The following is a 12,289-nucleotide window of genomic DNA, read 5'->3' as shown; positions in this document are numbered from 1 at the left end:
GGATACCTCCATATATTAACGGAGGGACCCTCATTTTGTCAAGGGTCAATATTACGAGGAGGAAGGACTAGCATGAAATGAACGAGCCAACACACGCCAACCGCCCCATGCGAGCTGATGCACAGCGCAACTACGCCAGCCTGCTGAGCACAGCGCGAGTCGCGGTCTCGGAACGCGGCGCTGACATCGTCCTCGAGGACGTTGCCAGGTCGGCTGGGGTCGCAATAGGAACGCTATACCGCCACTTCCCCACGCGTCAGGATCTCCTTGAAGCCGTGTTCCTGGATGAGACCAATGAATTGAGGGTGCGCGCTGAAGAACTCGCAAGCGCTCCGGTTCCTTTCGACGCCCTGATCAGCTGGCTTCGTCTCCAGATGGACTTCTCGGCTCGAGGGAGGAGCATGGGAGCAGCCATCATGGCAGCCAAGCACGTTCCGGGAACGAGAATCCATGCCGCGAACATGGCTATGTTCAAGGCGGGGGAAGTCCTGTTGCTCCGGGCCCAGGCCGCAGAACAGATCCGAACGGATGTCAATATTATCGATGTGATACGACTCGTCTACGGAATCGTCCTGGTGAACGAACATGCGTCCGATCCTGATGGGATCGACCGAATGTTTGATCTCGTCATCGCTGGAATCAGAACAAAGCCGAGCCGGGACTGAAAGATGGTGTGTCACCTCTCGGCTCTCAGCGATCCTCTTGACGACGGCGTGCGCCATCCGAGTTCTCATGGCGAAGGAAGCCTTCTGCCATCTGGGAACGGGCTGAGTTATGGGTACAAAGAAAGAGAATACGTTGCTTCATCTCTTGCTCCTCATGTGGAACTTCCTGAAACTTGATCTCCAACCTTGTCGCGCTTCGGCTTGCGTATGCCCGGGCGTGTGCTTGTCCGTCGAGTGCTGGGCGGCTTCGCTTCTCCATCACTTGTCGGAGCGTGGTCTGCCTGACACACCTAGCCACTTGATGCTTTCCATATATGTGCGGTATCCATTGCAAAAAAACTTGCCAGCGAGAACTGAGCAAGAAATGGAAGAGAAGAAAAAATCTATTCAGCCAAAGCTGCTCTTAGTTCAGAGACATACTTTGCGTACTCATGTGAAGGAAGAATGCGCTCTGCCATATGCCCTGGAGCTGCATCACCATACTAGCGAGCTTTGAGACGACAATAGAGATGTGGATACCCACTACTTCCCATATCTACGCTCATTTTTAGTGGAGCAAAAACCTTCTCTATCGCTTTGGCTGAGCGAGCGAGATCCTCAATAAACAAATAACGATCCTCTTGGGAAAGATCATAGAATTCTTTGATATGGCGCTTAGAGGTAAGAATACATTCTCCGTGAATATATTGGTTCTTGGTGAGCTTGAGGCGTGTCATACTGAGGTCTGCTACAATGAATCCGTAGCCATCGAAATCGCCATTCTTTTCGAGTTGCGCACAAAAAGCACAATTCTCGCCTCGAACTAACGCGTCCCAATGTATCTTGTACATGTTTTTTAATACTGCGAAAGGAGATGCTATACTTTAAGATATGAGCCAACAGGAACAAGAAATAGACCAATGGACAAAAAAGTTAGAAGCCTTACTGCTGATGATTGCTCATATTGCACAAGAAGCAGGGAAGCATTATTATATTGGTGGGGGCTTCGCAGTAGACCTTGCCTTTGGCGGCCTTTCACGCTCACATGAAGATATCGACTTTCACCCAATGGAAGAGGATACGCAGTGGTGGAAAGACTGGTTTGCTTCACAGGGCTACATCATCTCCAAAGATCCTAATATGGAAGACTACCCCCACGCCTTTCTTTTGACCAATGCGAAACGGGAATACATTGCTGATGTCTACCCTGTAAAGGTTGACAAGAATGGAACCATCTCTGTAACTCATACAGTGACGTATCAGGGGAGACCCTGGTGGAGAGGAAAATCTTGGAAGGAAGTCAAGCAGATCATCTATAAAGGCAGGGCTTTCCAATTCTCAAAAGGGTGATGAAAAAGAAGAGTTTTCCTTGTAGAATACGAAAACCAAATCATCTCTCAAGGAAAACTCTGCATGGACTATACCACATTGACGCTTTCAACACGAGCGAAACATCCCCCAGAAATGGTTCCCGCAGCTTCGCTGTACCACACCTTGCAAGCCCTCTCAGACAAGAGACGCAAACAAGGAAAACGCTACGAATTGGCTCTGGTCCTTTCTCTGCTTGTGCTCGCCAAGCTCGCAGGGCAACAGACACTCAGTGGAGCTACCGATTGGATTCGTCATCATGGCGTGCCTTTAGCACAGCGCTTTGGGCTTCGTCGCCAGCAAATGCCATGCCAGATGACCTATTGCAATGTCCTGGCGATGGTAGACAGCAAGCATCTCGACGAGCTTCTTTCGGCATTTTTCATCCGTTGGGAAGCTCAGGCTCGATGTGGGGAGCAATCCAGTCGCCTCCTCATTGCAAGCCTACAGACCAATCACGCTCATGTCGCTGTTGATGGCAAAGCTCTACGGGCGACGAGCAACGAGGTCCATCCGGTTCACCAACTCAGTTGCTATGAAGTGGCGACTGGCATCGTGCTTTGGCATTGCAATGTGCAGGAGAAGGAAAATGAGATCAGTGCCCTCAAGCCCTTGTTGGCGCCATCATGGGTCAGTGGACGCATTTTGACCCTCGATGCTCTGCATACGCAACGCGACCTCTGTGCGCAGATCCATCGCTTGAGAGGAGACTATCTCCTCATTGCCAAGGACAATCAGCCCACCCTCCAAGAGGATATTGCTGATTTGTTTGAGGACGCTTTCCCTGATCGGCGGCGCTGGAAGCAGGCAGAGACCTGGGACAAAGGACATGGACGATTGGAACATCGCCAGCTTCTCTCTAGCCCTGATCTCAACGATTGGTTTCGCAAGGACTGGGAAGGCATCGAGCAAGTCTTTCGCCTCGAACGAACGACGCGCATCCTGAAAACGGGAAAGCTTCGCCACGAAGTGGTCTATGGGCTCAGCAGTCTCTCGATGAGCAAGGCTCCTCCCCAACGCATGCTCCAACTCGCCAGAGACCACTGGGCCATCGAAAATCGGCTGCATCATCGGCGAGATGTCACTTTGGGGGAAGATCGCTGTCAAACCCGTACAGGATCCGTTCCCAGTTTGCTCGCTCAGCTCAATAGCGCCGTATTGTGTCTGATGGATCGCCTTGGCGTTCGCAATGTTGCTCGCCAGATGCGCTACTTGAACGCCCATGTTGATCAGGCTCTTGATCTTATCCTCCTTGGTCAATGTTCTGTTTATTAGAATTGGAAAGCCCTGTCTATAAAGGACAAAAGATAGAGATTGAGAATCACCAATCTGTGTTACAGCAAAAAATGGAGCATTATCGATGGCATGGGGGAACGCCGCAAGGGAAACACCTTCATGACTTTCACCGAGCTGGAATAGAACCAAAGATGTAAGAATATCCCTAAAATGTGCAGTTAGACGATTCGCTCGTTTCCACCGTTTCCGTTGTGGACTGTTGCTCGTTTTCCTGGGTCGTTTCCTGCTCTCGCACTGTTTCGTCGATATGTGCTGATGCTGCTCCATTCCTTTCAGGAACCAGAGCATCAGGACCTGCTCCGTCAATGACCCGAAACGTATCGCGGCGGAGCACAAGCAGCTCCGCGATATCCCTACATGTGGAAAACATTCTTCACTCTGGCTGTTCCTGACGTAAAATGCTATATAATACCAAGTCATGCCAAGCCCCATTACGCCATTGAGCTTGGCGCATTACTCCCTCACGTGTGAAGTTGCTTTTTTCCAATGCCCTCTGCTCAGCTTTATTCTCGATATCTGTGAGTGTCTCTATACGTACGATAGGATGGGTTGCAAAAAGATAGCGTACGAGGAGTTTATGAGCCTCGGTTCCATAGCCCAGACCACGATGCTCCTCCGCTAATTCAATGCCAAAAAAGTAGACGATATTTCCCTGACTTGGACCATGCCTCACTGGTCGATAATCAATCATTCCCACTATTTGCTCATTGTGCGTCACAACAGCAAGTCGATTAAACGTATCACTGAGAAAACCGTTTTTGTTAAATTCTTGTTCAAGACCCTCAGAATTCTGGAAACCGAAGAAGTTAAACTCACTCGTTACTTCAGGATTGCCAAAGTGCGTCTGAAGATATGTGATATCAGTGCGTTTGAAAGGGCGTAAATAGATTTTTTCTCCTCGTATCATTTTTCACAATTTCCTTATTATCTGAAGATGTACATGCACAATTTACATTCTTGAGAAGAAGAATACCAGATGAGAAGCGGCTTTTCCAGGGACATCTGTACCATTGATCACTCTTCGCACCGCTTGATCACTCTTCGCACCGCTTGTATGACTTTGCGTCATCGTCACCCCACCCAAGTCGCCTCATCGAAGCCACGTCAGGAAAGAGAAGCAACAGACCTGAACATGATATGTCCCGGTCAAAGGTCATCATTGGCGGTCGGCCATGCTCACGCAAAAAGCTGATGACGGTCTGCATGGCCGTTTGCGCATGGAAATCCTCCCGGGCTTGAGCATGGAGTAGGACGGAGGTGCCTGCATCCACAAAATTGCGCACCTCCACAATGTGTTGCCGCTTGCCTTCCTGACTTTCAGTGGCCGGAACCGTGCTGATATCTTTGAAGTCCATCTGGATCTCTTCGAGAGGAGCTCTCGGCTCCAGGGGCTCTTTCTTGGGCCTGGGATGCTCCAAGATGCAGCCATGTTTGTGCAGGATCTTCCACACCGTCCGACTGGAGCGTGGGAGGGGCACCTGCAAGGCTTGTAACTGCGGGTCGCGCGGCAAGTAGTACAAGAGCGCGCGGTCCTGGCACCCGCTTGAGTTGCTCGGGGGGAGAGAGACGCATCTCGACAATGCGCTCCTCCACACGCGGGTCCCAGGACGGATACGGAGTGTGATGGGCACGTGAGCGGGACAAGAGGATGTGGACATCATGGGGATCAGCCTCTTGCAAGCGTTTGCGCCATTTCTTCACCCAACTGATCGACCGTCCGACGGCCTGGGCATAGTCCTGTTGCCCCCAGTCGGGATGGTGCAAGAGCAACTCACGCAAGCGGGCGCGATCACGCATCCATTCTTCTTCCATTGTTCTCTTCCTCCTCTCCAAGGAATGTCACAATCGTTTTCTGCGCCGATTCTATCCCATCTTCCATGCCTTGTGCTGGCTTTTCTCTGGCTGAGGTGCAGACACGAAGTGGCTACCTCGGGAGGGAGACGATGACGCTAAATCATACACGTTGTCAATGAGCTCGTCATCGCAACCGCCCTGAAAAAGGCTTGACACTCCCTTCTCTTTCTGTTACTCTATTAGTAACCATTGGTAACTAAAAATAACAAAGGTGAATTTATGGGAAGGAAAGAACGACGACTGCGAGATCAGCAAGAGCTCAAGCAGAGTATGTTGGAGGCGGCGCGCGCAATCGCTCTGGCCGAAGGGTGGAGTAATGTGACGATGCGCAAGATCGCTGATCGCATTGAGTACAGTCATGCCGCCATTTATGACTATTTTGAAAACAAAGATGTGCTTCTCTTAGAGCTTGTGCATGAGGGTTTTCGCCTGCTGGAGGCAGACCTGAAGCTCGCCCGAGCACAAGCTCATGATCCAGAGGAGGCGATGCGGCTCATTGCTTATGGCTATCTCGGATTCGCCTGGCGCTATCCTGAACTCTACCGCCTGATGTATGGCCTTGACGGCGTCACTTTCAGCATCTCTGAACCCGAGAAGGAGGGACTCCAGATAGAGGATGTGGTGGCACTGACCGTCAAAGATGTGCTTGATTCTCATGGCTGGTCAACCGAGCACCTGGCTGATCAGGTGAATATCCTCTGGGCAACCGGTCATGGGCTGGTCACGCTCACGCTGGCAGGTCGCATTGGCGGTGGGCAGGCGCAGGCAACACAATTATTCGAACGAGCATTTCAAGACATGTTGCTGGCCTGGGAACAGGAGGCGAGTACCGCCCGTCAGGCTCCCCTTCCAAACATGTAGCCTCTCTCTAGGCTTGCTACAGATATGATGAGTTGGGGAAATAGACATTTTACTTACCAAAGGTTAGAAATCAAACAAAGGTAAATAGCATCACTACGCTAGGAGATATAGACAGTATGACACTCTATCCTGCTACACTTTTGCTCCACATTGTGGGCGTGATTGGCCTCTTTATCGCTCTCAGCCTAGAGGTCGCCGTCGTGTCTCGCTTACGGGTGGCGAAGACGACGACTCAGGTCCATGAATGGCTCACACTCAGCCGCGTGATTGACGTGGTGTTGCCAGTCTCCGCTGTCTTCATTCTCATCAGTGGCCTCGTGCTGACATTTTCGGTATGGGGATGGGGGCACGCCTGGATCGAGCTTTCGCTGGGCTTGCTCGTTCTCCTGGGTATCCTGGGACCCGTGATCAACGGACCTCGCATGAAGGCGATTCATGTGGCAGCACAAGCCGCACCCGTGGGCGAGATCTCTCCCGCTCTAAGACAGGCCATCTCTAACCCTGTGCTGCGGGTTTACGTTCCCATCCCGGGCCTAGTTGCGTTGGGCGCGGTTATCATGATGGTCTTGAAACTGGATTGGCTTGGTTCGGGGATGGTGATTGCTCTGGTCCTCATCGTAGGTCTCATCATTGCCTTCGTGCGTAAAGGGTAGAGCATCCATTTTGCGCGCAGACCTTTGTCAAGAACTCTTCATAGAGAAACATTGAGAGAAAGAGGAAACAGATGTTTTCAGAACAAGAGCTCGCGTTTTTGCGTACACAACCACTCGCCAGGCTGGCAACGGTAGCCGTCACTGGTCAGCCTGATGCGGATGCGGTCGGCTTCGCTTTTGAGAACGGGCGCTTCTCTATTGGCGGGTATTTTCTCGAACGCACACGCAAGTATAAACATATCGCCGCCGGACAGAGCAAGGTGTCGTTACTTATTGATGAACTACGCTCACTCGATCCCCTGGAGCCACGCTCGATCAAGCTTCATGGAGAGGCCGAGATTCTGCAACTTGAGGAGGGATTTCGGGGGCCTGGCACCTATATTGTGATTACGCCGAAGGTTTCCTGGAGTAGCGGTATTGAAGGGCCGGCCTTTCAGGATGGCAAGCCAGTCATCAAGAAAATCACCTGGGAAGAATGATCTGGTTTTAAAGAATCGGTAAATGCCCTGAAGAGTGGCTCATGCCCAGGTTTGGTGAAGCGGTGAACTGATGAGGTTGGAGGGGGAGGGCGAAGAGATGATACACTGCACATCACAAGAACTCGTGCAACAGTTCTGAGCGAAATGAGGTTGTGATGGAAGAGAATCCCTTGCTCCCCCTTCCTGAAGGGATACAGATCGACCGGATCCAAGCCAGCGAAAACGAAGTGAGGATTACGGCCATAGCGACGCATCCTACTTCCTGCTGTCCTGTGTGCCGTCAGCCGTCATGCACCATTCATAGCCGGTACCGTCGAATGGTGCGAGATGTCCCTTGTGGTGGTCGCCGTGTTCAGCTGACACTCTGTGTGCGCAAATTCTTCTGTCGCAATCCACTGTGTGAGCGCAAAGTCTTCACGGAAAGGCTTCCCGAGCTGGTTTGTCCTTGGGCACAGGTGACGATCCGCTACAGCCAACAGCTCACGTCCATCGGACTGGCCACCTGTGGCAAAGAGGGGACCCGGTTGGCAGCATGTTTAGGGATACAAACCTCTCGCCAAACGATCCTGCGCCGCATCATGGACCTGCCTGATCTCCCGCTTTGTACCGTTCTTTATCTTGGAATAGACGATTTTGTGTTTCCGCGTGGCTGCCGGTTCGGTACCATCCTCGTCAACTTGGAAAGCAGGCGGGTCGTGGATCTCTTACCCGATCGGGAGGCCGAAACCTCAGCAGCCTGGATGCGCCAACAACCTGATCTGATGGTGGTGAGTCTGGATCGTGGAGGAGAATATGCATCTGCTGCGCGAGAAGGCGCTCCCCAGGCCATTCAGTGTGCGGACCGCTTCCATCTTAAAAAAAATCTCAAGGAGGCTGTAGAAGGCTTTCTGGCGCGTCATTTTGCGGCTCATCGAACTCGCGTCGTGCAGGAGTCAAGAGTTCCCCCTTTGCCTGCTGCTCAGGGAAAGGGACCTCCGAAATGGAGCCCAAAGCAAGCCGCGGTGAGCCAGACGAAGCGAGAAGAGCGCCTGGCTCAATACGAGCACGTCGCGGCCTTACGCAAGCAAGGCTTCTCGCAAACGGCCATTGCCTCTCAGGTGGGCATCGGTCATGCCACTGTCTCGCGCTGGTTGGCTCAGAACGCGTTTCCTGAACGACAACCGAGCTCGCGAAAAACCCGCCTTGATCCCTATCTTAAAGAGGTTGCCCAACGGTGGGAAGCAGGCTGTCATAACATCGCGCAGTTGCATCGGGAGTTCGTCGCTCATGGCGCCCCCTTGATCTACAAGGTTGTGTACAAACAACTGGTTCGTTCCCTTCCAGAAGGGCGGAAGACTGCAGCTGCTCCTGATCAGCTTCCACGCCCTCCTGTGCTGGCACGGCAAGCCGTGTTTCTGTTTCTTCGCCGTCCCGAAGAGCTCTCAGCTGAAGAAGAAGAAACACTTGCCCTGCTTCGCTCTCTGCACACTGAGATGGATCAGGCATATGAGCTGGTCCAGCAGTTCACCCAGATGCTCCCAGAGCGTCGAGGTATGCATCTCGATACCTGGTTGGCCCAGGTGAACCAGAGCAACATCCCCGAACTTCGCTCCTTTGCCGCGGGAGTCGAAAAAGACAAAGAGGCGGTGGGGGCTGGGCTGACTTGGTGGATCAATAACGGTATAGTGGAGGGCCATGTGACCACATTAAAACTCATCAAACGGAGCATGTACGGCAGAGCAGGCTTTCCTCTGCTGCGCCAACGAGTCTTACATGCCGTGTAACAATGAAGTGAGTGCGGCCAAGTTCGTCCTCAGAAGCAGGACAGGCTCCCAGCTCTTTTTTTGCTGCATAAGCTCTTCAATGTATCGGAGAAGCTTTTCCCTGCCCAAGCTCTCGCGCTTCTGTTGCGCTTCACGAAAGGACACGAATGTGCTCTTGCAACAGAACAACCTCATCTCTCTTGTATTATCGCAGAGTCTATCACCAAACCTGGGCATGAGCCAAATGGTCGGGCAAATCTGGCTCATATCGAGGAACTGTCCCAATTTTGGTGAAAGCACATCAGTAACAAGGATTTTTGCCCTTCTTCTGTGCTCGAAGAAAAGGCCAGAGATGTCTAGTAAACTCATCAATCACCAAAACTGGGATAGACCCGTTTCATTTCAAAATGTACAGCCGAGCACGATGGCGGATGCACCTTGACGTATACCGCTATCCACGGTATTGTCAACTTGCGGTGAAGCAGAAATCTCTGCTAAACTCATAGGGATGAAAACAGAAAAACTTGCCTCTCTTTATCGAGGATACCGCTTTCCAGCCGAGATTATCAGTCACTGCGTGTGGCTGTATTTTCGCTTCCCTTTAAGCTTCCGTGATATTGAAGAGATGATGGCAGAGCGTGGGGTCGTGCTGACCTACGAAACCATCAGGCAATGGTGTTTGAAATGTGGCCAGACATACGCCAATGGGTTGAAACGTCGTCGTCCGAAAACGGGAGATACGTGGCACCTGGATGAAGTGTACCTGAAAATCAATGGTAAAACCTCCTATTTGTGGAGAGCTGTTGATCAGGACGGCAACATTCTGGATATCCTGGTACAGAGTCGGCGCAACAAGCACGCGGCCAAGAAATTCTTTCGTAAGCTGCTCAAAGGCTTGCAATACGTCCCACGAGTGATTATTACCGACAAACTGGCCAGCTACGCCGCTGCAAAAAGAGAGATCATGCCAAGCGTCGAGCATCGGCAACACAAAGGCTTGAACAATCGGACTGAAAACTCCCATCAACCTACCCGACAACGAGAGCGAACCATGCGGCGGTTTACATCATCTGGCCAGGCCCAACGCTTCCTCGCAGCATTTGGGCCGATCCTGGATCACTTTCGGCCCAAACGGCACCGTTTCACCGCAGAAGATGACCATGCTCTCATGCAGGATCGGTTTCTGGGATGGAACGAAGTAACCAGCGGGAAAACTGCCGCCTAACCCCAACCACCCTCTCTAAACCTCGGCTTCTTTTCTGCTCTGCTCCTTTCTCCCCCCAGAAACTCTTCTATTTCTTCGTCAAGTTAACAACACCGCACGGGCTCGCCGCTGGCGAACGCACCAGCGGTCCAGGTTTCGGGGCATTCCTCAGTTGTTCACTTCTACCTTTACACAAAATTCGGCATGGTGTCACGAACACTGAACAATGCCGAAAAAATGCGCAAGCCAAATCTCAGCAAAAGCGTCAGACCGCCCTGGCTGCCATTCAAGCGCTTCAGCAAGAAAAACATCCAGTCACGAGATCGGCGGTGGCCAGACGAGCCGGTGTTTCCGTGGTCTTTCTCCGCAACCATCCAGATCTGCTTCAAGCTATTGAGGAAGCAGAACAACGGCATCGGCTTGCTCCTCCAGAAAGTGCAGCCTCATCTGCGAAAGACCAGGTGATCGCCGCTTTACGTCGGCGGCTTGAAGAACTGAAACAAACCGTAGCCGCCAAAGATGAAGAGTTGAGGCTTAAGCAGCGGGAGATCGACGTCCTTTACGGAAAACTGGCAGCGCCCAGAGCGCAGTGAAATGCTTCCCTCACTTGGCAGGAGCAGGAGCAAGGCCCACGATGCGGCAGACTGGGGTGAACCCACGCTTGGTCAAGATGGGGGAAGAGGTCTTCGTTTGAGCTTGAAGGACGGCGATGGTACACCCCGAGGCTCGTGCGATGGCGAGACGATGAGCCACCAGCGACAGGTATACCCCTCGATTGCGGAATGCTGGCACGGTCATGGCATTGCGCAAGTAAGCGACCTTGTTTGGCCCAATGCGCAACACGGCGTAGCCTGCAATTTCGCCCTGCAATCGAGCGACAACAATCTGGACCTCTTGTCGAGGCATGTGAAGGAAGCGGGACGCATTGGCCAGCAGCGCAGAACGGTAGGGGGAATCAGGGGACCCTGCAATGGCAGTTGCGTATGCCTGAGCATTGTCCCAGGAAAGCGGCTCGATCACCAAACCCGCAGTAGTCGGGATGGAGGTCGAGAGATCGTCGAGCACAAGCCCATCCCACTCCATTCTGGCCGTAAATCCCCGCTCAATGAGCCGCGGCCTCAGATCAGCGGGAGATGAACTTGGGCCGATGACCCACAAACCAGGGAGCGAGCCTCTCTACCTGTCCAATGGCCCGGTCAAGCTGCTCTTCCACGGTTGCGGGATCAAAACGTAATGGCATGGCAGCCGCAAATCCCGGCTGAATGCGGAGAGTGACCTCTCCAACACCCAGGGGGATCTCTTGCGCATCGATCCCTTCCCAGGCCGATGAGGCTTCGTAGAGGGCTCGTTCAACCTCCTGGGCGTAGATGAGAGAGGGCTTCTGCATGCTCATGGGCTCCTTCGTTCTTGCTTCTCCAAGTATCCATTCTCTTTGAAGAAAAGTCAATGCTGACGTTCTTTCTCAATGGAAAGAACCATCCATGTTCTTCCAGAGAGCCAGGAACGTTCTTCTCTCCAAAGAAAGATTTTGCCACAATGTGCTGCAAAATCACACCTTGTCACAGTTAAACTGTGACGGAGGGATGTTAATCTTAATAAAAGTGGCAAGCGATTTAGCAAATCACAGCTTAAAATTGTCAAAAAGGCCATAAACTCACCACTTCCGGCGCATAAATAGGAACTCCGTCAACTTTGATGAATACCGTCTGCTTGTTTAGAGATGGCTTTTTGCTGAGAGGAAAGAAGAAAAACTGAAGAATTTCTACACTGCTTGGGAGAGAAGCCGTTGGCGGAGGAGGGGGAAGGAGGCTCGGCCATAGCTCTGACGTTTGATGAGTTTGAGCCGATGGGCATGACCCTCGACGAGGCCATTTAAACGAACTGTCAACTACACCCAATAACACGAATGGTGAGCATTGCTTTACCGTTACCCATCCTTTCCATCCTCTCTGCGGCCACAGTTTTCCCCTGCTCTCGCAGAGCCGGGCCTGGGGAGAGGAGCGCGTCTTCTTTGCTGATCCGCAGACTCATCAGATCCGCTCGCTGCCCCTGGCCTGGACATCTCTCGCTCCTCCTGATCCCTTTCTGGTTGTTGCAGCTGGAAAAACGGTGCTTCGTTTTGAAGACATAGGACCTCTCAACCAGATGCTCAACGTTCTCCCGGCTCACCAGAAGGAGGATCAGTAAG

15 protein-coding genes and 1 pseudogene are annotated in these 12,289 nt (G+C 52.2%); 10 read left to right on the top strand and 6 right to left on the bottom strand.

Features of this window, described 5'->3' with window-relative positions; all coding sequences use genetic code 11:
* Positions 1 to 77 precede the first annotated feature (77 nt).
* Positions 78 to 665, top strand: coding sequence for a TetR/AcrR family transcriptional regulator (locus tag KTE_RS38850; protein WP_201391455.1), 588 nt, complete (start codon positions 78 to 80; stop codon positions 663 to 665).
* 55 nt (positions 666 to 720) lie between these two features.
* Here KTE_RS38850 and KTE_RS48360 read toward each other — a convergent pair.
* Positions 721 to 807 (bottom strand): annotated as a pseudogene (locus KTE_RS48360) (arsenate reductase ArsC); the annotation flags it as partial.
* 728 nt (positions 808 to 1,535) lie between these two features.
* On the opposite strand from KTE_RS48360, the gene KTE_RS38840 reads away from it, so the two are divergent.
* Positions 1,536 to 1,994 carry a nucleotidyltransferase domain-containing protein gene (locus KTE_RS38840; protein ID WP_201391452.1) on the top strand — a complete coding sequence of 153 codons (459 nt, stop codon included), beginning with the start codon at positions 1,536 to 1,538 and terminating at the stop codon, positions 1,992 to 1,994.
* A gap of 63 nt (positions 1,995 to 2,057) precedes the next feature.
* Positions 2,058 to 3,287, top strand: a complete 1,230-nt coding sequence (locus tag KTE_RS38835) for an ISAs1 family transposase (RefSeq protein WP_201391450.1) — start codon at positions 2,058 to 2,060, stop codon at positions 3,285 to 3,287.
* A 394-nt stretch (positions 3,288 to 3,681) separates the two neighbouring features.
* Here KTE_RS38835 and KTE_RS38830 read toward each other — a convergent pair whose 3' ends face one another.
* From KTE_RS38830 to KTE_RS38825, 3 genes are all read right to left on the bottom strand, one after another.
* The gene (locus KTE_RS38830) at positions 3,682 to 4,215 is read right to left on the bottom strand and encodes a GNAT family N-acetyltransferase (protein WP_201391448.1); all 534 of its coding nucleotides are present in this window, start codon (positions 4,213 to 4,215) and stop codon (positions 3,682 to 3,684) included.
* A gap of 127 nt (positions 4,216 to 4,342) precedes the next feature.
* Positions 4,343 to 4,663: a hypothetical protein gene (locus KTE_RS48355; protein WP_236600918.1), complete on the bottom strand. Its 321-nt coding sequence runs from the start codon at positions 4,661 to 4,663 to the stop codon at positions 4,343 to 4,345.
* Positions 4,626 to 5,120 carry a hypothetical protein gene (locus tag KTE_RS38825; protein ID WP_236600917.1) on the bottom strand — a complete coding sequence of 165 codons (495 nt, stop codon included), beginning with the start codon at positions 5,118 to 5,120 and terminating at the stop codon, positions 4,626 to 4,628. Before KTE_RS38825 ends, KTE_RS48355 begins: the two co-directional genes overlap by 38 nt.
* A 261-nt stretch (positions 5,121 to 5,381) precedes the next feature.
* Between KTE_RS38825 and KTE_RS38820 the strand changes: the two genes are divergently transcribed.
* The 6 genes from KTE_RS38820 (at position 5,382) to KTE_RS38795 (ending at position 10,694) form a co-directional block, all read left to right on the top strand.
* Complete coding sequence (locus KTE_RS38820) at positions 5,382 to 6,023, top strand: TetR/AcrR family transcriptional regulator (protein ID WP_201391446.1); 642 nt, start codon at positions 5,382 to 5,384, stop codon at positions 6,021 to 6,023.
* Positions 6,024 to 6,139: 116 nt separating this feature from the next.
* The gene (locus KTE_RS38815; RefSeq protein ID WP_201391444.1) at positions 6,140 to 6,676 is read left to right on the top strand and encodes a hypothetical protein; all 537 of its coding nucleotides are present in this window, start codon (positions 6,140 to 6,142) and stop codon (positions 6,674 to 6,676) included.
* Between the two features lie 71 nt (positions 6,677 to 6,747).
* Positions 6,748 to 7,155, top strand: a complete 408-nt coding sequence (locus KTE_RS38810) for a PPOX class F420-dependent oxidoreductase (protein ID WP_201391442.1) — start codon at positions 6,748 to 6,750, stop codon at positions 7,153 to 7,155.
* A gap of 155 nt (positions 7,156 to 7,310) precedes the next feature.
* Positions 7,311 to 8,918 (top strand): ISL3 family transposase, encoded by a 1,608-nt coding sequence (locus KTE_RS38805; protein WP_201391440.1) that lies wholly within the window; start codon positions 7,311 to 7,313, stop codon positions 8,916 to 8,918.
* 487 nt (positions 8,919 to 9,405) lie between these two features.
* The gene (locus tag KTE_RS38800) at positions 9,406 to 10,122 is read left to right on the top strand and encodes an IS6 family transposase (RefSeq protein WP_201391438.1); all 717 of its coding nucleotides are present in this window, start codon (positions 9,406 to 9,408) and stop codon (positions 10,120 to 10,122) included.
* Positions 10,086 to 10,694 (top strand): DUF6262 family protein, encoded by a 609-nt coding sequence (locus tag KTE_RS38795; protein WP_201391435.1) that lies wholly within the window; start codon positions 10,086 to 10,088, stop codon positions 10,692 to 10,694. Before KTE_RS38800 ends, KTE_RS38795 begins: the two co-directional genes overlap by 37 nt.
* Before the next feature lie 10 nt (positions 10,695 to 10,704).
* Here KTE_RS38795 and KTE_RS38790 read toward each other — a convergent pair whose 3' ends face one another.
* Both KTE_RS38790 and KTE_RS38785 read right to left on the bottom strand, forming a co-directional pair.
* Positions 10,705 to 11,184 carry a GNAT family N-acetyltransferase gene (locus KTE_RS38790; protein ID WP_201391433.1) on the bottom strand — a complete coding sequence of 160 codons (480 nt, stop codon included), beginning with the start codon at positions 11,182 to 11,184 and terminating at the stop codon, positions 10,705 to 10,707.
* 40 nt (positions 11,185 to 11,224) lie between these two features.
* On the bottom strand, positions 11,225 to 11,488 hold the full coding sequence (locus KTE_RS38785; RefSeq protein ID WP_201391432.1) for a hypothetical protein: 264 nt from the start codon (positions 11,486 to 11,488) through the stop codon (positions 11,225 to 11,227).
* A 494-nt stretch (positions 11,489 to 11,982) separates the two neighbouring features.
* Between KTE_RS38785 and KTE_RS50205 the strand changes: the two genes are divergently transcribed.
* On the top strand, positions 11,983 to 12,288 hold the full coding sequence (locus KTE_RS50205; RefSeq protein ID WP_201394523.1) for a DUF5372 family protein: 306 nt from the start codon (positions 11,983 to 11,985) through the stop codon (positions 12,286 to 12,288).
* Position 12,289: the final 1 nt, after the last annotated feature.

Origin of the sequence: Ktedonobacter sp. SOSP1-85 (assembly GCF_016587415.1) — a bacterium.
Classification (GTDB): Bacteria; Chloroflexota; Ktedonobacteria; order Ktedonobacterales; family Ktedonobacteraceae; genus Ktedonobacter.
Note: the sequence above shows the minus strand (reverse complement) of the source record. Positions and strands in the feature narration are given on the sequence as shown.